Source organism: Streptomyces lincolnensis, from assembly GCF_021173675.1.
In the GTDB taxonomy this organism is placed as follows: domain Bacteria; phylum Actinomycetota; class Actinomycetes; order Streptomycetales; family Streptomycetaceae; genus Streptomyces; species Streptomyces lincolnensis_B.
In genome coordinates this window covers 338,084-357,512 of the sequence record NZ_JAIHON010000005.1, presented here as the reverse complement: position 1 = coordinate 357,512, position 19,429 = coordinate 338,084, and the positions used below count along the sequence as shown (strand labels likewise).

Annotated in this window: 11 protein-coding genes; 2 read left to right on the top strand and 9 right to left on the bottom strand. The window is 73.2% G+C overall.

What is annotated here, in order from left to right:
• Positions 1-79: 79 nt before the first annotated feature.
• Entirely contained in the window at positions 80-961 is an 882-nt protein-coding gene (locus K4B79_RS15865) for an alpha/beta fold hydrolase (protein WP_232027228.1), read from the top strand.
• Positions 962-982: 21 nt separating this feature from the next.
• On the opposite strand, the gene fxsT is transcribed toward K4B79_RS15865, so the two are convergent.
• From fxsT to fxsBH, 4 genes are all read right to left on the bottom strand, one after another.
• Complete coding sequence (gene fxsT / locus K4B79_RS15860; RefSeq protein WP_232027227.1) at positions 983-4,903, bottom strand: FxSxx-COOH system tetratricopeptide repeat protein; 3,921 nt, start codon at positions 4,901-4,903, stop codon at positions 983-985.
• Entirely contained in the window at positions 4,900-6,225 is a 1,326-nt protein-coding gene (locus tag K4B79_RS48285) for a TIR-like protein FxsC (RefSeq protein ID WP_232027226.1), read from the bottom strand. The genes fxsT and K4B79_RS48285 overlap by 4 nt, the downstream gene beginning before the upstream one ends.
• A gap of 66 nt (positions 6,226-6,291) precedes the next feature.
• Positions 6,292-7,026 (bottom strand): AAC(3) family N-acetyltransferase, encoded by a 735-nt coding sequence (locus K4B79_RS15850; RefSeq protein WP_374208487.1) that lies wholly within the window; start codon positions 7,024-7,026, stop codon positions 6,292-6,294.
• Between the two features lie 62 nt (positions 7,027-7,088).
• Positions 7,089-9,278, bottom strand: coding sequence for a radical SAM/SPASM protein FxsBH, inactivated beta-hydroxylase extension form (fxsBH, locus tag K4B79_RS48280; RefSeq protein WP_232027224.1), 2,190 nt, complete (start codon positions 9,276-9,278; stop codon positions 7,089-7,091).
• A 525-nt stretch (positions 9,279-9,803) separates the two neighbouring features.
• Between fxsBH and K4B79_RS15840 the strand changes: the two genes are divergently transcribed.
• The gene (locus K4B79_RS15840) at positions 9,804-10,718 is read left to right on the top strand and encodes a DUF4231 domain-containing protein (protein ID WP_232027223.1); all 915 of its coding nucleotides are present in this window, start codon (positions 9,804-9,806) and stop codon (positions 10,716-10,718) included.
• A 28-nt stretch (positions 10,719-10,746) separates the two neighbouring features.
• Here K4B79_RS15840 and K4B79_RS15835 read toward each other — a convergent pair whose 3' ends face one another.
• The 5 genes from K4B79_RS15835 to K4B79_RS15815 all read right to left on the bottom strand — a co-directional run bounded on the left by K4B79_RS15835 (position 10,747) and on the right by K4B79_RS15815 (position 19,396).
• Positions 10,747-11,238 (bottom strand): hypothetical protein, encoded by a 492-nt coding sequence (locus tag K4B79_RS15835; protein ID WP_232027222.1) that lies wholly within the window; start codon positions 11,236-11,238, stop codon positions 10,747-10,749.
• Between the two features lie 78 nt (positions 11,239-11,316).
• Entirely contained in the window at positions 11,317-12,726 is a 1,410-nt protein-coding gene (locus K4B79_RS15830) for a sensor histidine kinase (RefSeq protein WP_232027221.1), read from the bottom strand.
• A gap of 15 nt (positions 12,727-12,741) precedes the next feature.
• Positions 12,742-13,779, bottom strand: a complete 1,038-nt coding sequence (locus K4B79_RS15825; protein ID WP_232027220.1) for a rod shape-determining protein — start codon at positions 13,777-13,779, stop codon at positions 12,742-12,744.
• 198 nt (positions 13,780-13,977) lie between these two features.
• A complete protein-coding gene (locus K4B79_RS47750; RefSeq protein WP_269463509.1) occupies positions 13,978-18,384 on the bottom strand; it encodes an SAV_2336 N-terminal domain-related protein in 4,407 nt (1,468 codons plus the stop codon).
• Complete coding sequence (locus tag K4B79_RS15815; protein ID WP_232027219.1) at positions 18,374-19,396, bottom strand: AAA family ATPase; 1,023 nt, start codon at positions 19,394-19,396, stop codon at positions 18,374-18,376. The genes K4B79_RS47750 and K4B79_RS15815 overlap by 11 nt, the downstream gene beginning before the upstream one ends.
• Positions 19,397-19,429: the final 33 nt, after the last annotated feature.

Genomic DNA, 19,429 nt, shown 5'->3' with positions numbered 1-19,429 from the left:
GTTTCGCCGTGCCGGTGCGCGGGCAGGGTTGGAGCAGCGTGGTCCCGGTCCAAGGACCTCGGGTGGGGGGAGCGCGGCGGTGCCTGACCATGTGTGCACGGGGGACGGGCGACGGTTACGGGTGGAGGAGTCCGGGGACCCGAGGGGTCGTCCCGTGTTCCTCCTGCACGGCATGCCGGGCAGCCGGGTGGGGCCCAAGCCCCGCTCGATGTTCCTGCACCAGCGCGGTGCCCGGCTCATCAGCTACGACCGCCCCGGCTACGGCGGTTCGGACCGGCTGCCCGGGCGCCGGGTCGCCGACGTCGTCCAGGACGTCGCCGACGTGGCCGACGCCCTCGACGTGGAGCGGTTCGCGGTGGCCGGCCGCTCCGGCGGCGCCCCGCACGCCCTGGCCTGCGCGGCCCTGCTGCCCGACCGGGTGACCAGGGCGGCGGCGCTGGTGGGCTGGGCGCCCCGGGACGCGGAGGGCCTGGACTGGTACGCGGGCATGGCCCCGTCCAACGTCACCGACCTGAGCACGGCGGCCAACGACCCGGAGCGGTTCGCCGCCCGGCTGATCCCGCGCTCCGCCGCCATCCGCAGCGATCCCGCTCGCCTGCTGGAGGAGTTGCGCGAGGACCTCACCGCCGACGACCGGCTGATCGTCTCCGACAACACCATCCGCTCCATGCTGCTGCGCAACTACCGCGAGGCGCTGCGCACCTCCCCCTACGGCTGGATCGACGACGCCCTCGCCCTGACCGGGGCCTGGGGCTTCGACCCGGCCCTGATCGAGGTGCCGGTCCTGCTCTGGCACGGCCAGCACGACGTCTTCTCGCCCGCCTCGCACGCCTCCTGGCTCGCCGACCGCATCCCGCGCGCCACGGCCGTCCTGGAACCGACCGCGGCGCACTTCGCCTCCCTGCGCGCCCTGCCCGCCGTACTGGACTGGCTGCTCAGCGCGCCGCGAGAGGCGTGCTGACACAGGCTCTGAGGCACCGGTTCACACCGACAGCGGCTCCAGGTCGCGGTAGATGCGCCGTTCGCGGCTCGCCACCTGGTTGATGCCGTTGTCCTCGCCGAGGAGCAGCCGCAGTTCCGTCATGGCCTCCTCGCGCAGGGCGCGGGCCTCGGACTCGCGGCCCAGGGCGCGCAGGGTGAGGCCCAGGTTGGTGACCACGGCCAGCGTCTCCGGGTGGTGGCTGCCCAGGGCCTCGCGCAGCCGGGGCAGCGCCGCCTCGTCGCGCTCCCGGGCCTCCTCGAAACGCCCTTGGTCGAACAGGACGTTGGCGTAGTTGACGCTGCAGAACAGGGTGTGCGGGTGGTGTTCCCCGAGCACCTCCGTCATCCGGGGCAGCACCCTCAGGAACACCGTCTCGGCCTCCTCCAGGTCGTTGCAGCCCCAGTGGAAGATGCCGAGGTTGTTCAGGGCCGCCTGGGTGTACGGGTGGGCCTCGCCCGGCACCCTCATGTACTCGACGAGCGCCTCCAGCGCCACCTCGCGGGCCCGGTCCCGCTCGTCCGCCGCGAACAGGTCGGCGGCCAGGTTGAGATCGCAGGCCAGTGAGTCGGGGGTGGCGGTCGGGTACTGCCGGTCGTACTCCTTGCGGGTCGCCTCGGTCAGCCGGCGGGCGTCCTCGAACTGGCCGTTGCGGCGCAGCGACACCGCCAGCGACTTGGCGCACCTGAGGGTGCCGGGGAAGTCCTTGGTCAGCAGCCGTTTGTGGGAGGCGTACGTCCGCGTCAGGATCGACACCGACTCCGCGTACCGCCCGACCTCCCTGAGGTCGCGGCCGAGCCGTTCCGCCGAGGCCAGCGTGTAGGGGTGGTCGGGGCCGAGGACGGCGGTGCGCCGGTCCAGGGTGTCCTGGTCGATGGCGCGGGACTCGGCGTAGTTGCCGACCATGCGCAGCGCGAGGGCGAGGTTGTTGGCCGCGCTGAGCGTGCGCCGGTGGGACTCGTGGAAGATCTCGCTGAACCCGGTGTGCGCGGTCTTGGCCAGTTCGACCGCCTTGGAGTACTCGCCCAGCGACGCCAGGTCGCTGGAGAGCGCGGACATGGTGGCGTAGGTGTGCGGATGCTGTTCGCCCAGCGCCTGGCGCTGCCGCTCCAGCACGTCCTCCCCGATCTCCCGCGCCTCCACGTACAGGCCCTGCGAGCGCAGCACGTTGGCTAGCTGGAACCGCAGGTACAGGTACTGGCCGTCGGCCTCCCCGAGCATCGGTTTCCAGTGCTGGAGCAGATCGTCCGCGAGCCGGTTGGCGGCCGGGAAGTCCCCGCGCTTCCACTGGTAGCGGACCCGGTCGATGAGCAGCCTGCGGGTGTCTGCCTCATGGCAGTTGCGGGCCTCGGAGGCGGCCAGGTGCGGCCAGATGATGGAGAACTGCGGCCAGGTCTTGGGGTCGTCGATCGGCTCGTCGCCGTCGGGCCGGGCACCGGCGAGGACGGTGTGCACCACGTGCCGGGCCTCCCACTGCTCCTCCTCGGGCATCTGGGAGCGGATCACGGCCTGCACCAGGCGGTGCACCTGGAGGCTGTTGGTCTTCTGGTCGACCTTGGCGAGCGCGAACCGGCCGATCTCCCGGATGACCCTGCCGAGCAGCAGACTGTCCTGCAGGGAGGGGTCGTACGGTTTCAGCGCGGCGAGCATCTCCTTGCTGTAGAGCAGCTTCTGCGCGATCGGCTCGGGGGCGAGGAACGCGCACAGCTGGAGCAGCCGTACCGCCGCAGGAGAACGTTTCTCCAGCTGGGAGATCGACACGTTCCAGGTGGCCGCGACCGTGCGCGGGTAGTCGGAGGGCTGGTTGAGGGCCAGTACGTCGGTGGTCTGCCGGGCCAGCTGCCGCAGATAGTCCTCGATCGGGGTGGCGGTCTCGGCCAGCCAGGCCGCCGCCACCTCCACCGCCAGCGGCAGATCGCCGACGGCCTCCGCCACCCGGTCGGCGTCCTCGGCCGTCAGACCGCCGTTGGTCCGGCGGGTCAGGTGCTCGATGCTCTCGTCGCGCTGGAAGACGTCGATCTGCTGGGAGGTGCCGTGCTGGGACCAGGCCTGGTTGCGGGAGGTGAGCAGGATGTGCCCGCCGTCCCCGGTGGGGAAGTGGTCGACCAGGTCGGCGGGGTCGCCGGCGTTGTCGAAGACCAGGATCCACCGCTTGGTCGGCAGCCCCCGCGACAGCCGCTGCACGGCCTCCTGGGCGGCCTTCGTCATGTCCTCCTGAGTGCGGGTCGCGCCGAGCAGCGGGGCGAGCTCGGCGAGCGAGGCGACGACGTCGTCCACGTGCTCGGCGGAGATCCACCACACCACGTCGTAGTCGGCCATGAAGCGGTGCACGTACTCGATGGCCAGCTGGGTCTTGCCCACCCCGCCCAGGCCGAACAGGGCCTGCGGCTGCGGTGGTCCCGACAGGTCGCCGAGCTGGTTGCGGATCCGGTTCATGATCGGGTTGCGGCCGGTGAAGGTGGTGTTGCGCTGCGGCGCGTTCCAGATGCCGGGCCGGTTGCCGGGGAAACGGGGGGCCGTCGGGGTGCTCTCCACCGGCTGGAGCGGCAGGTCCAGGGCTCGCTGGAGCGCGGTCACGCACTCCGTCTCGTCGAGCCGGTGCAGGTCCACCGTCGGATCCATCAGCGGCACGTCCTCGACCCGCAGCGGCACCACCGGCCCGCGCGCGGCGTCCGCGGCGGTGTCGGCGATGGCCCGCCACACGGAGTCGGCGTAACGCGACTCCTGGAAGGACCGCGACTGGAGGATCAGCGTGTGCGCGGTGGTGTCGGCCGGCTCGACCGGGCCGGTGGATATCTCGTGCAGCGTGACCGCGCAGCCCGACCGCTTCAGGACGTGCTCGACCCAGTCCGCCCACATCCGCTTCTCCGCCGCGTACGCCACCACGACGTCGGCCACGGTGGTCAGCGGCCGGCGCCTGAGGTAGGCGTCGCGGCAGCGCAGCCGGATCGGCTCGGGGATCGGCGGCAGCGAGGTGACCTCGCGGTCGGAGATGACGGCCGTGAGCCGTTCGAACGCCGACAGCAGCGAGTTGGCGATACCGCTCTCGTCGCCGACGGTGGCCAGGGTCTCCTCGTAGGCGTAGTAGGGGCGGTACGGGATCTCCACGTTGCCCCAGTAGGCGCTGAGGTCCTCGTGGCTCAGGGGCCGGCCGTCGGCTCCCTTGGGCAGCCCGTCGAACCGGGTGCGGGCCAGCGCCCGCCCGGCGTCGACCTTCTCCTTCTCGCCCTCGTCGATCCGCATCGGCACCGGCAGGACCCGGATCCGCCGCGGCCGGTAGCCCTCCTCGACACTGCGGGCGACCACCGCCGCGCCCTCCAGCGCCTGGTCGCTCAGGGTGAAGCAGTCCACCAGGACGTCGGGCATCTCCATGGTGCAGATGTCGGCGTTGTCCGACAGGCCGGTGCGGCTGTCGATCAGGACGTAGTCGTACGTCGCCTTCATGCTGGCCCGTAACTCCCGGAGGAACGTGCCGCCGCCGAGGCGCTCGTAGAAGTTGTCCCACTCGAAGGAGGTCACCGCCGCCGAGTACGCCCGGTCCTGGCGGCCCGCGGAGAGGAAGTCGAGGGAGCCGCCCTCCGGGAAGTGCAGGTCGAAGCGCTCGGGGCGGATGGACACCGCGTGCTGCTCGACCTGCGCGTAGGGCACGTGCCAGTCGTCGGGGCGCTGGGTTCCGGTGGTCGCGGCCCAGGCGTAGTCCTGGATGATGTTGATGACACCCGGGGTGGCCGCGAGGGCCTTGGCGTCCAGGAACGGGTGGAAGAAGCGGTGCAGGCCCGGCGCCTCCAGGTCCCAGTCGACGGCCAGCACGCGTTTGCCGTTGGCGGCCAGGATCCAGGCGGTGTTGGCCAGGGCCATCGTGCGCCCGGTACCGCCCTTGTACGAGTAGAAGGTGATGATGCGTCCGTTGCGCGGCCCCGTCATCGTGCTTCTCCTCCGTGGTCGGGTCCGCCTTCCGGGTACGGCGGCGGGGTGGGGCCCATGAGCCGGGGCCTGGGCACGTGCGGAGCCGGCGGCGGATGGGCCTCGGCGTGCTTGAGGTACTGCCGGGTGGTGTGTGCCACCACGGAGGGCAGCACGTCGGTGAACGCCTTGAGCGTGGGCACGCCGTTGACCGCGATACGGCAGTCGGTGTGCCGGCCGCGCTCCAGCGTCAGCGGCAGGGTCCGCTCGAACTCGGCGGTCAGCCGCTGCCCCTCCTCGCCGTGGCACTGGAGGTCGGCGCGGTTCCACGGGACGATGGCGCTCACCCAGGGCTGGGAACGCGCGTCGAACTGCTTGAGCCGGCGCCGCCGGTCCTCGTCGGTCAGCGTCCACCGGTCGACGAGCAGGATACGCGGATGGCCCGTCTTGCCCTCCTCGTCGGCGTCGGCCAGGGAGGGCCCGTCGGTGTCCTCGTCGTCGAAGGAGGAGACGGTGATCCGGTAGTCGAGCGAGCGGATCAGCTCCTCGGCGAGCGCGGGCAGCGGACGTGTCGACTCGGAGTGGTAGGGGTTCCAGTCCTGCGCGTCCTCGCCGTAGGGCCGGGGGTCCCGGTCCTCGGGGACGGTGTCCCGGGTGGGCGCGGCCACCGTCAGATGGATGCGCCGGGGTTCCTTGCCGCGTGGCCGGAAGGCGCTGGGCGTGCTCTCGTAGTCGCGCGGCCGGCCGGGCGGCAGCGGCGACTCCTCGGCCACCTGGACGATCCGCTGGGCCAGGGAGAGGACGGTCTCCTCGTACTCGTCGCGCAGCCGGCTGAGTTTGATGAGGCCGTAGATGCCGTTGGTCGCGTAGCGGTCGCCGAACGTGGCCCGGTCCAGGTGGATGTGCCGGATGGAGTCGGGCAGCTGGGCGAAGTCGACGCGCGTCCACAGCGCGGGCACGATGGCGGAGACTTCCTGTCCGCCGGCCGCCTTGGCGTGCAGCAGGCGCTCGTTGAAGGCGTACAGCTCGCGGCCGCACATCTCGCTGGAGAAGTAGCGCGGCGACAGCAGCGGCACGAAGACCCGGCAACTGGCCAGGTTCTCGCTGAGCTTGCGCGGCCAGCCCACGCCCGAGCCCATCTCCCGGTCGATGAAGCCGACATCGGCGCCCGCGGGCAGGTCGGTGAGCGCCATGATGTGGTTGCACAGGTCCCGGTAGAGCAGATGCACCCAGTGGTCGGGGTCGCCGCCCCCCGATCCCCAGGGCGGGGTGTGGGCGTAACTGAGGAAGAAATAGGGCTGCCCGGCCGTAGGCTGCCCCCACTCCCCGTCAGGTGTGTCCACACGCCCCCCTGCGCGCCGATGCCCGGACCGGCCAAGTCACCCGAACCGGAACAACAATGTGCCCGACTACCGGCCCGGACGGTTCGCCAGTTTCACGTCATTCCGGAGGCGATATCCGGACAGCCGCCCACGAACATCGTCGACGACGGCCCGCATTCCGCACAGCGTCACCGATTCTCCCTTCCATTCCCCCCGGGTGAGCAGTTCACCCGGAATCCGCGCGCCCAGCACCGCGAAATCCGTATCGTCCAGGGCGAGATCGTCGTACGAGATCCAGTTGCCCTTGTCGCCGACCACGCACCGGTAGGTCCGCGGGGGCGGCGGCGGAAGCATCCGGTACTCGGCCAGATGGAAGGCGCTGCACACCTCGAACCCCACGCGCAGCAGCAGCACTTGGGCGTCGGCCTCGTAGAGCCGGGCGAGCGGGGAGCGTTCGCCGAGGTGGCAGTGCGGGTCGTGCCCCGACAGCAACTCCCGTGCCCGCGCCCCGAGTCCGGCCAGCGAGGTCTGCGGATGCGCGCTGCGCACCGCCCCCGGTGTGGTCCGCACGCACTCGGCGAGCGCGCCCATCGAGGGACAGGGCGTGGCGTCGGGGTCGAAGGGGAGCATCGCCGCGCGGAACTCCCGGACCTCGGCCTCGGTCATCCCCGCGACGAGGGCGCGGTGGGCGCGGGAGGTGTCGGAGTTCTCCGGGGTGAACGCCGGCACCACGAGCGTCCCGCCGGGACCGAGCACCGCCCGCAGCGCGTCCCGTACCCGCTCGGGGGAGGTCCCGGTGCCGCGCAAGGAGGCGTGCACCATGAGGACGCCACCCGGGCGGATTCCCAACCCGCCCAGTAAGTCGGCCAGTTCGGCGGGAGCGCTCACGCCTCGCCCGCCCAGGCCGCCCGTTCCCGCCCGAGCTGGGCGGCCAGCTCCCTGCCGGTCTCCGTGAGCTCCCGGTCCGGCAGCGCGTCCAGCGCGTCCAGCGCCCGACCGGCCCGCTCCAGCGCCTGTGCTCCTCGGGGCGCCCGGTGTCCCCAGTACGCCCTGTCGGCGAGCCCTTCGACCGCCTCGGTGAACAGCCGCCCGGCCCGGTTGCCCGGCACATGCAGATCCGTCGTCGCGCGCAGGGCCGCCAGCCGGGCGCGGCGCCCGAGGCGCGGCAGCTCCCGTACGAGATCCAGGGGACGGAAGTCGACGGGCACCCCGAGCCCGCCCAGCCCCTCGGTGTCGAGCTGCAGCCCGGACCCGGCCACGAGCGGGGTGACGGCCCCGACCCGCAGGGCGTGGGGATCGTCGTCGTCCTCGGGCCCCTGTTCCGCCCGGAGTTTGCAGGCGGTCCGCAGGAGATCACCGAACGCCGTCAGCGCGCCCTCGGCCAGCGGCGCGGCCACCGGCGAGGCGAACACCGCCCGCAGCGGATCGGCGTCGTCGACGAGCAGCTGCTTGGTGTCGGACACCGAGACACGCGTCAACGGCCGCCAGACGTCGGTGGGTTGGTCCCCGACCACGAACCGGTCCCCGTCGGCGGTACGGAGGTCCAGCTCGCGTCCGGCGACGGTGGCCTCGACCCGGCCGGGCGCGGGCAGGGTGAGCGTGCCCAGCGTCGGCAGGTGCAGGTTCCGGTCCGCCTGGTGCCAGGCGAGTCGCAGCGGGGGGCGCGCGTGCCAGGCCGCGGCCACGGTGGCGGCGGCGAAACGGGCCGTCGAACTGTCGGCGGGAGAGGCCTGGCGCAACGAGAGCCGCACATAGGGGTGGGCCAGGACCCGGTTGAGGTGCCGCGCGGTCTCCGGGTCCGCGTCCAGCCGCATCAGCGCCCGCCACACGGCGTCCCAGTCCGGATGCCCGGCCAGCCGGGCGCCCGCGTAGTTCAGCAGGGCGAGGTCCTGCTCCTGCTGGGCCGAACGCAGGGCCGCGGGACCCAGGACGGCGGGGGAGAAGGACCGCTGGGTGATCCGCTCGGCGATCCCCTCGACCAGGGCCCGCAGGTCCGCGCAGAACACCGAGGGATTGTCGAAGTCCCGTGCGGAGCTGTACCGGTGGCCGTACAGGCCGCCGCCGCAGGACTCCACCACCGGGCAGGAGCGGCAGGTCTCGGCGAGCCCGAGCAGGCCGCGCTGCCTGGCCTGGACGCCGTGGTGCCGGGCGAACCGGTCGAAGTCGTGGTCCCGCACGTTGTACCCGGTGGCGGGCGCGCCCTCGTACGCGGTCTTCAGCCAGTCCGCCTGCTCGAAGCTGCCGTCCGTCTCCACGACCGCCAGGTCGGAGGGCGCCAGCCCCATCGCCTCGGTCAGACTCGGCCCGCCGCGCAGCGTGCTGAGCACCGAGTCGAAGGTCCGCACCCGCACCGTCCGGCCCTGTTCCGTCCAGCGGTCGAAGATCGCGAGCAGCCAGTCGGCGTACGGCGTCGGCGAACCGGAGGAGCCGCGCGGCGGGGGGCTGTCCCAGGTGGAGTGGGGCAGCAGGTAGTCGATCCGCGGCGGCCCCAGCGCGGTCAGCGCGTCATGCACCACGACCGGGTCGTTCTCCACGTCCACCGTGCACAACAGGCCGCCGAACAGATGGCGGTACTCGGGGGCGCGCAGCAGATCGATCGCGCGCAGCACTCGGTCGTAGCTGCTGCGGTCCCTGCGGTCCAGGCGGTGCCGGTCGTTGGCGGCCCGGTCGCCGTCGAGCGAGACGCTCACCATGACGTCGAACTCCCGGAAGACGTCCAGGTGACGCCGGCTCAGCTGGAGCCCGTTGGTGTGGATGCGCAGATCGAGTTCGCTGATGCCGGCGAGGGCGGAGCTGAACTCCGTGCAAAGTGAGCGAATTCGTGCGGGACCCGCAAGAAGGGGCTCGCCCCCGTGTAAAATCACGGTCACGGACGACAACTTGTGGGAGTGCGCGTACTCGGCGAAACGACGGGCGACTTGACGAACCGTCTCCTCGCCGATGACGACCGGTCGGGTCTTCCAGCTCTTGTCCGCGTGCTCGTACACATAGCAGTGGTCGCACGCCAGATCACATCTACTGTGGATCTTCAGGACGAGTTGCTGAAGTGGGATGTCCCCCGTGGTGTTGCTCACTTACCACAGGCTAATGCTTCTCGCCACCACTGCCCGCCGATTCTCGGCCAAGTGGGCTACAGCACAAGCGTCTTGTGGTAACTGACAGAAGTGTCCGCCGGGCCGACTGCACCTGCCGATTCCCGCGGCAGGTGCAGCCTCTGCTCCGAACTGCTACAGCGATGAGTCAAAAGTACTGTTGCGCCGGCCGGGAGAGCTGGTCACCCGCTCCGCCGCCTTGACCGCCGACTCGGGCAGGGGCGCCCCCGGTGCGGTGAGTCGCCCGTGGGAGGTGGAACGGACGGTGCTCCCGCGTTCCATGACGGCCTGAGACTTCATCTGTCTGATGCTCCTTCCAGAGGAACCGGCATGTCCCCGGCCCAATGGGACCAGAGGTCCGGTGTTCGGATGCGAGCTATGAGACAGAGACAGCCTGGGTTGTAGGGCGGACCCTACCAACAGGAGACGGCCACCGGAGCATGGCGCAAGGGGCGCATTCGCACTCATACTCGGATGTCCGGCACTTCATGCCCTCGGGGGTGGTCCATGAGAGCCGCTGCTCCGGGTCCTGGTACGACGTTGAGCGAGGACGACTTACCGCCGCTCTTCCGTACAAGCGACCGCAGCGCGATCGTCCATCAGAGTGAGTCGTTCCGTTCCGTGCGGTGGCAGCTGACCGTGCTGCTGTCCGCCACCGCCGCGGCGATGTTCGCCGAGCGCACCGGCAGCCACGCCTCGGCGGTCGTCTCCGCCCTGCTCTACGCCCTGACCATCGCCATCGGCCTGTACACCACCCGGCGCCGGGCCCGCGCCCACTGGCAGGCGCACCGGGCCGTCGCCGAGCTGCTGAAGTCGCTGGCCTGGCAGTACATGGTGCACGGCGGGGTCTTCCACTCCCGGGTGGCCAACGCCGACGCGCTGTTCGAGGAGCGGCTGGAGGAACGCCTGCGGGAGATGCGCAAGGTCGGCTGGGAGGACCCCAGGAACGGCCCCACCGCCCGGGGTGCCGGCCAGATCACCCCGACCATGCGGGCGGTGCGCGCGAAGACCTTCGAGGTCAGACGGGACATCTACCTGCGCGAACGGCTCCTGGAGCAGCACGCCTGGTACCGCCGCAAGGCCGCCCTGGCGCACCGGTCCTCGGCGCGCTGGTCCTCCGTCACCGCCGCCCTGACCCTGCTCGCCCTCCTCGCGGCCGTGCTCCGGGCCGCCGACGTGATCGGCCGCTGGGACCTGACCGGCCTGTTCAGCGCGTCCGCCGCGGCGGCGGTGGCCTGGCAGGAGGTCCGCCGGCACCGCCCGCTGACCTACGCCCACTCCCTCGTCGAACAGGACCTGGAGACCCTGCGGATCGAGATGACGACGACCGTGACCGAGGGCCAGTGGCCCGCGAAGGTCGCGGAGGCGGAACGGCTGGTGTCCCCGCAGCACTCGGACTGGCTGGTGCGGTTCGGGCATTGACGCTGTTTCAGTCATCCGTCTCGGGGCCTCAGGGGCTGCGCCGCACCCCGGGCTCCCACAGCACAGTCACCGGCACCCCGGTGCTCCGCGCGTACGCCACCACGTCACCCGTGCCGCCCTCCCCACGGGCCGGATACCCGTCCCACACGGCCACCAGCTGGTCGGCGTGGTCCACGATCCAGCGGCCGGCCGCCAGATAGGCCTTCTCATGGGTGGCTTCGAGCGGCAGGTCCACCCGGCGCGCGCACGCCTCGAGCAGCCTGCGGAACGCCGACCGGACCTCGTCGCCGCCGAGATGGGCCTCGTAGTCCATGCCCGGGATGACGGCCGTCACCGGTACGCCGCTGTCCAGGGCGATGTCCGCGAAGAGCTGGTCGGCGCCGGCCGCGAGGGAACTGAGGGCCTCCAGGGCGCGCTCGCCGCCCAGTTGCCGGCGCATGCCCGAACGCACGGCGGGGAGGACCGACCTGGGGATGGTGCGGTGCCCGGTGACACCGATGCGAGTGACGGTTCCGGGCACGGATGCGTCCTCTCCCCCTGGACGTCGGTGAGCCCACCTTAACGCCGGGGCACGCCTGTTCGCAGGGGGCGTGCGGGCTCACAGGGGCGACTGCCAGACGGTCGTCGTGCCGTCCTCGTCGTCCGCGCGCCCGTCGTCGTACACCATCAGGCGTACGGCGTCCCGGCCGTCCGGCAGTGTGGCCGTCGCGTCGACCAGGACCTCGACGCGGGAGACGTCCGGGCGGCGGGAGGCGGTGGCGAGGGCGCGGCGCAGGGCGGTGAGCAACTGGTCCGCGATCTGGTCGGGGACGCGGTTCTCGACCGGGCCGGTGAAGCGGGTGGCGGGCTTGAAGCCGAGCAGCGCGGCGGCGCCGGCGGTCTCCTTCAGGACCCTGCCGCGGAAGCTGGTCGGCGCGTCGGCGGGCGGCTGTTGCAGCGCGAAGATCGCCGTACGGACCTCCTGGACGGTCGACCGGAGTTCCTCCACCGCCCGGCCGAGGGTGGCGTGGACGTCGTCGTCCGGGCACCGGCGCCGGGTGGACTCCAGCATCAGGCCGGTGGCGAACAGCCGTTGGATCACCAGGTCGTGCAGATCGCGGGCGATACGGTCGCGGTCCTCGTAGACGGCGAGGCGGGCCCGGCGGTGCTGGGCGTCGGCGAGGACCAGGGCCAGGGCGGCCTGGGAGGCGAACTGGACCGCCAGCAGCCGTTCGACCGGCGTGTACGGGCGGTCGCCGCGGCGGCGGGGCAGGGCGAGGGTGCCGATCAGCCGGTCCTCCGCCCGGAGCGGCAGCATCATGCTGGGTCCGAACCGGTGCCGTACCCGGGTGGTCATCCGCGGGTCGGTCGCCGAGTCCTCGACGGACACCGGTTCCCCGCCCAGGAGTTGTTCCAGGACCGGGCTGCCGGGCGCGATGGTGGTGCCGACGATGTCGCCCGGGTCGTCGTACGTCGAGGCGGTCACGATCTCCATGCCGCCCGACGGGGTGGGCTGGAGGATGACGCCCGCGGCGGCGTCGGCGAGGAGCCGGGCCCGCTCGGCGACCGTCATCAGCGCGTCCGCGGCCGCCTCACCGGTGAGCAGCGCGGTGGTGACGGCCGCGGCGCCCTCGATCCAGCGCTCACGCTGCCGGGCCGCCTCGTACAGCCGGGCGTTGCCGATGGCGATCCCGGCCTGCGCGGCCAGGACGTGGAGCAGTTGCTCGTCCTCGGCGGTGAACGGGGTGCCGCACCGCTTGTCGGCCAGGTGGAGGTCGCCGAACGCCTCGCCGTGCACATGGATCGGCACGCTGAGGAGACCGGGCGGCGGGGGCACCGCGTCGGTGGTGCGGATCTCCGCGAGGCCGTCCTGCGCGGGGTCCCGCGTGCCGAGCGCCGCGCACCGGGCGCCGGTCAGCTCGGCCGCGCTGTCCACGATGCGCTGGAGGGTGGCGCGCAGTTCGAGGTCGGTGCCGACGCCGAGGACGGCTTCGAGGAGGGGGGACAGGCGGGGGAGAGGGCCGCTCATGCGCGGGCAGGCGTCTCAGGTGGCCAGCGGGTCCAGTGCCAGCGGCTCGATCCTTCCCTCCAGCATGTAGCCGAGGCCCTGGGCGGCACACACGTCCGGCCGCTCCGCGATGTGCACCGGCATGCCCGTCGCCTGCCGCAGCATCTGGTCGAAGCCGGGCAGCAGCGCGCTGCCGCCGACCATCATGATCCCGCGGTCGGCGAGGTCGGCCACCAGATCGGGCGGGCAGTTGCGCAGCACCCGGCCGATGCCGTCCAGGACGGCGGTCAGCGGGGTCTCGATCGCGTCCCGCACGGCGGCGGTGTCGACCTGCACGGAACGGGCCAGGCCGGTGGCCACGTCCCGGCCGTGGATCTCGGTGGAGGCGGGACCCTGCGGGGTGAGGCCGTTGCCGGACAGGGCCAGCTGCAGCGGTCGTACGGACTGGCTGGGCAGCATCAGCTCGTGCTCGTGCCGCAGGTGCTGCACGATCGCGTGGTCCACGGCCTCACCACCGACCGGGATCCGCTCGGCGGTCACGATCGACCCGAGGGACAGCACGGCGACCTGCGTCGCGGCCGCCCCGCACACCATGATCATGGTGGCCTCCGCCCGCTCGACCGGCAGCCCGCAGCCCACGGCCGCGGCGATCAGCGTGTCCACGAGCTCCACCCGCCGAGCACCGAGCCCGACGAGCGTCTCGATCGCCGCCCGCTGGGCCAGCGGGTCGGCGTCGTGCGGGGTGCAGGCGGCGGCCCGCAGCCGGGGCTTGCGGCGCAGGGCGCGGCGCATCTTGTCGCCGAGCAGATGCCGCAGCATGCGCTGCGCCATCTCGATGTCGACGACCGTCCCACCCGACACGGGCCTGACGACGCGGATGTAGTCGGGCGTACGGCCCGTCATCTTCTCCGCGAACTCGCCGACCGCGATCAGCGCGCCGGTGCGGGTGTTCACGGCGGCGGCGGACGGCTGGTCCACGACCAGCCCGGCCCCCTTCACATACACCCGCGTCCTCGCCGCACCCAGATCGACGGCGAAGTGGCAGCGGCGCAGCTGCTCCAGACTGGCGGTCATGGCAGGTCCTCCCGAGAGCACAGACCGTGGGGCGCCGGGTGGCGCCTTCCTTGGCATCCTGCGGGCGCGGAGGGCGGGGCGCGTGTTGTGGTGGGCCGGGTGGGGTGCGGCTGAATGGGGGGTTCGATCGGATGCGGCTCGTACGGTCCTTGGCGGAACGGAGGGTGAGGGGGCGTCAGGAGCCGGTGTGAGGAGGCGTCAGAGAGCCTGGGCCGCCTCCAGGACCGGGGCCAGCGACGGCACGGTGATCTCGCAGCCCGCCTCGCGCAGACTCTGCTCCACGGTCGGATTGCGGGCCAGGCCGACGAAGCCCAGGCCCACCTGCTGGGCGGCCGTGAGTTCCGCGACCGTCGAGCCGATCAGCACGCCCGCGGGCACCGGGGCCGGGGACGAGGGCAGGGCACGCAGCAGACAGTCCGGGTGCGGCATCAGCAGACCGAGGTTCTCGCCACGGCCGTGGACACCGGCCAGGGGCAGCCGGAACGGCTCCAGATACCGGTGCACGGCCGGCTCGCAGACGTCCGTGACCACCACGACACGGCGGCCCGCCGCGTCCAGGGCACGCACCAGGGCGGGCGCGTTGTGCGTGGTGGGCGCGTCCGGGACCGCCCGCAGCTCGATCTCGTCCAGCCGCCGGCCCACCTCCGTGCCGAGCCGGTCGTGGGCGAAGGCACGCAGGACCTCCAGCGGATGCACGAGCGCCGTCCCGGCGGTGGGCAGCGGGCTTCCGGCCAGGGCGTCCTCGGGACGCCGGTGCTCGGCGACGACGGACAGCAGGTCCAGTACCGCCTCGCGGGCGGTCTGCGCCGAGTACAGGCGGGTGAGCGGACCGTCGAAACCGAGCAGTACGGTCTCCGCCTCCCCGAGCACCTCCGACAGCGGCCGGCGGGCGGGCGCCGACCGCTGCGGCACCGGCAGCGGCGCCCCCTCCGGTGCCAGCTGCACCGAGCACGACACCGACAGCCCCGGCACCGGCCACGACGTCCTGAGCCTTTCGTTCACCGCGCGCTGGGCCGCGCCCGCCCGGCGCACGGGGTGCCGCCGGGTGATCCGGCCGGCCATGACGAGCAGGTGGTCGAGCAGGGTCTGAGAGACGCGCGCGACCTCGCCGCGCACGAACGCGACGGGGTCCTCCACGTGCCAGGACAGCTCCACGGCGGCCTGGAAGACGCCCTTGCCGGAGCTGGGCAGGGAGACCTGGTGGAACGCCTGGTGGGTGGTGAGGTCGACCTCGTAGTACGTCGTCGCCCCCGACTCCCGGGCGTGCTGCGGCAGGACCGGGTTCAGCAGGGTCAGGGGGCCGTCGGGCCGCGTGTGCACGATGGCGGTGCGGCCGGGGGCGGGCATGCCCAGCTGGGAGGGGCTGGGGGTGATCAAGGGGCCGCGGACCAGATCGCGCTCCTCCGCCTCGGGCTCCGACGGCCTCAGTGAGCAGTACCAGGCGATGGGCGGAGCGTCCGGGGCGCTGATGCCGTAGAGCGGCTGGAAGCGCTGGGTGCCCAGGGCGGCGGAGCTGGCCGCGAACTCCTCGTACAGCTGCGGCGGGACGACGACCAGGAGGTCGGAGGGCAGGCGTCCCTGGAGGGCCACCATCTCCGGGGGCGGGGTCGGCCGGTCCCAGAACGTCACCTGGAGGCCCGGCGGATCCGCCAGTCGCTCGAAGACCTCCGGGAGACCCCGCAGCACGGCCACGAGGACGGGGAGCAGATAGGTGCCGGGGTCGGCGAGGACGGCGTAGCCGTTGTCCCGGACCCGCACCTCGTGCTGGTGAGTGGCGTGGGTGCCGCGGGACAGGAATTCGTGCACCGCGTACTCCAGGGAGATACGGGCCTCCGGGCGGCCGCTCAGGTCGTCGGCCTCGAAGAGGATCGCGCAGCGCAGGGCCGCCGCCTTCGCCCGGTTCGACTCGGCGAGTTCGACGGTGAGTTCGTCGCGCAGCGCGCCGAGGCGGGCGCGGGCCGCCCTGGCGGCGGGCCCGGGGACGCCGTCGAGGGGGACGCCGTGGAAGAGGTCCAGCGCCTGCTGGATCCGGGCGCGCCGGTGCTCTGCGGACCGGCCGGGGTCGCGGCGGGCGAGCGTGTCGCACAGGTCCACGTCGACGGGGTGGCCCGCCGTGTGGAGCACGTACCCGTCGACGAGGGTGACGAGGGTGCCGGGGTCGAGGAGCCGATCCAGTTGCTCGGCCAGCCCGTCGATGACCCGCGCCGCCTCGTTCGCCGCGGGCGGACGCTCCCACATGCCGCGGGCCAGCTCGTCGTAGGTCAGACGCCGGCCGTGCTTGAGGAGCAGCAGGCACAGCAGTGCCCGGCCGTCGGAGGAGAGGGGCAGGGGCGCGTCCCGCCCGGTGATCCGCGGCTCGCCGAGGAGGACGAACCGCGGGGTGGAGCCGGGGTGCCCGGCGTTCGCCAGTTCCTCGGCGGCGACGCGCGTGGGTACGGGCTCGCCGTGGGCGATCCGGTTCACCACCGCCCGGTACTCCGCCGGCACGTCGGGCACCGCGCGAGCGGCCACCCGCAGCAGTTGCTCCCAGGCCCGGTGGTCCCCGTCCCGGTCCTTGCCCACGGACTCCTCGCCCAGAGCGAAACGGCTGATCACCACCGTTCCGTCCGGCCGCATCAGCAGGCCCAGGATGTTCTCCTGGCCGCGCACGAGGTCCCGTGCGTGCAGGGCGTCCAGCGCCGAGAGCCCCTGCCGGGCGAGGCGGGCGAACGTGGCGAAGGGCAGGTGCGACCGGTACCCGTCGACCATTTCCCGCAGGGTCACACCGTCCTCGAACTCCACCACCAGATAGGGGGCCGTGCCGTCGACCCCGAAGTCCCTCACCCGCGCCACGTGGGGGCTGTCGATCCCGGCCAGCGCGGCGGCCTCCCGCAGGAACCGCTCCCGGAACCGGGGCTGCTGGTCCGGATACAGGTGCACGACCACCCGCTCCTCGGTCCGCGTGTCCACGGCCTCCCAGATCCGCCGCCCCGGACCACGGCGGCCGACGAGCCGGTACCGGCCCCCGATCAGGTCCTCCGGCATGGTCCCGCCGAGCCGCCGTACCGTCTCCTCGCTCACCGTCGCGAACACCGTGCCGGACGTCGCGTCGGAAGCGGTGTCGCTCCCGGTCTCCGCGTGGAACTCCCCGGCCGCGAGGCCGGCCCGCTCGTCGATGAGGCCGCCGACCCGGGCCAGGAACTCGCGGGTGCGGCCGCGGGCCGTGCGGGGCAGGGAGCGCAGGAGCAACTCCCTTACCCCGGGCCGGAACTCGTACGTCCCCGGCGGCCCCGGCACCGTCCGCAGCATGCCGCTGAGGATCACCTCGGCGAGATGCTGCGGGCGCGGATCGCGGTCCACCGCGCGCTGGACGAGGCGCATGACCGGCACCGAGGGCACCGCGAGGGCGAGGTGGCCGGCGAGGCGGAAGGCCTCGGGGGACGCGGTGGCGCGGAAGCGGAGGACGAGGTCCTCGGGAGTGGACTCGGTGATGTCGGGGGCGGGTTCGGGCGGGGAGCCGGGCAGGAGCGGGAGCCAGGCGGCGGCTCCGGGGAGGCGGGCGCCGCCCGGGTCCGCGAGCAGGGCGGCCCAGTGGGCGAGCCAGGGCGCGCCGGGTTCCAGGACGGGCAGGGCGACGGCGCCGACGGGCGGCGGCGAGGACTCCGGGTCGTACGGGGTGAACCTCAGGGCGGCGGAGGGGGCCGCCGCCGACGGGGGACCGAGCAGGCCCGGCTCGGCGGGCAACGCCGTGGCGGGCCACAGGTGTTCGGGGAGCGGCTGGAGCACGGCGAGCGGCATCCGGGTCGCCCAGTGCCGCAACGTGCCGTACCAGCGGGCGCCCGCCTCGCCCGGGCGCCACTGCGGTCCCATGCAGTCGCTGACGACGAGGGTGACCGTACGGCCGTCGTCGAGGACCGGGACGTGCCGGGCGCGGCCGTCGGGGTCGGCCGGATGCAGGGTGACCGCGCGGAAGATGCCCGACTGCGCGAGGACGGTGTGCAGTTCGCGGACCAGGGGGCGCCACACCGGCATGGTGGGGCCGGTGTCGTGCACGAGGTTCAGCCGCAGCCAGCGGTCGGGCGCGGGGCGCAGGACCGGCACCCAGACCTCGGGGCGCGCTCCGAGACGGGCGATACGGTCGGCCGTCGCCCGCTCGTCCAGGACCCGGGCGCGCGGCGAGGGCACCTTGCGCTTGAGCGGACGCAGGGCGCGCTGCAACGCCAGGGGGTGGTGCAGCATCGGCGGCGCGGGCGCGAGCAGGGGGGAGCCGCCGCCGTCCGCGCCGGGGGTCCGGGTTCCCGGCGGTGCGGGCTGGAGCAGCGGGACCCGGCCGTCCTCGTGCCGCTGGGCCCGATCCGGCGGGAGCGGGGCGGGGTCCGGTGGCCGTGGTGGCGCTACGACGTCGGCGGCGTCCGGGGGCGGAGCCGAAGCCCCGGTCTCCCCTTCCGGGTGCCCCGCCCGCCCCGCCTCCGTGCGCTCCAACTGCCCGGCCAGCCACAGCAGTTCCGCCAGCTCGCGCGGAGTCGGCTCCTCGGCGCCGGCCGCGGCGGACAGCACGGCGGCCAGCCGGGCGACGGGGTCCGCGTCACCGGTGCCGGGGCGCGGCCGGCGAGGCTCAGAGCCCATCGCCGTCCGCCGCCCCGCTCAAGTACGGCATCAGTTGCTCGGCCAGCTCGTCGCGGGAGTCGGCGTCGAGGCCGGCGACGCCGGTGAGGTAGAGGGCGTTGAGGAGCTGGTCGGTGGCCAGTTCGCCGGTCCCGGCGCGTTCGAGGAAGCGGGTGATCAGGGACTCGGCGTGGGCGTCCGGAGCGCCGAGGTGGGCGCGGACGATGTCCGTGAGCCGGCCGCGGTCGGGACGGCGGAGCTTGAGGCGGACGCAGCGGCGCAGGAAAGCGGGAGGGAACTCGCGTTCGCCGTTGCTGGTGAGGACGACGAAGGGGAACGCGCGGCAGCGGACCCGGCCGCGGGCGATCGCCACCGGGGTGTCCGTGCCGTCGGTCAGGACCTCGGCGGTGCCGTCGGCGGCGGAGTGCCGGGCGGCGCGGACCAGTTCGGGGATCTCGTACTGGCCCTCCTCCAGGACGTTGAGGAGATCGTTGGGCAGGTCGAGGTCGCTCTTGTCGATCTCGTCGACCAGGAGGGCGCGGGGGCGGTCGTAGGGAAGCAGCGCGGTGCCGAGGGGGCCCAGGCGCAGGTGGTCCTCGACGCCGCCGCGGGCCCGGGGGTCGCTGCCCGGGCCGGGGCGGGCGGCGTAGAGACGGGAGAGCGGGTCGTACTGGTAGAGGCCGTCGGACAGGGTGCTGCGGCTGGTGATGTTCCAGCGCAGGACCGGACCGAGGCGCAGCTCGCGGGCGACGGCGTAGGCCAGGGAGGACTTGCCGGTGCCGGGCGGTCCGGTGACCAGCAGCGGGCGGCGCAGACAGAGCGCGGCGTTGACGAGCTGGACGCTCTCCGGAGTGGCGACGTACGTCCGCGCGCGGTGCGTGCGGTCCGGGGAGACCGCGGCCTCGTCGTCGGACTCGGCGGGCGGCGGCAGCGCGGGGCCGCCGTCGAAGGCCCGCCACGGCGGCGGGGCGGGGAGGTCGTCGATGCCGTCGTGCGGCTCGTTCCTGCCGGTGTAGACGGACCAGTGCGCCATGAGGGGGTCCCGGGCTCCTTCTCGGTTCGTACG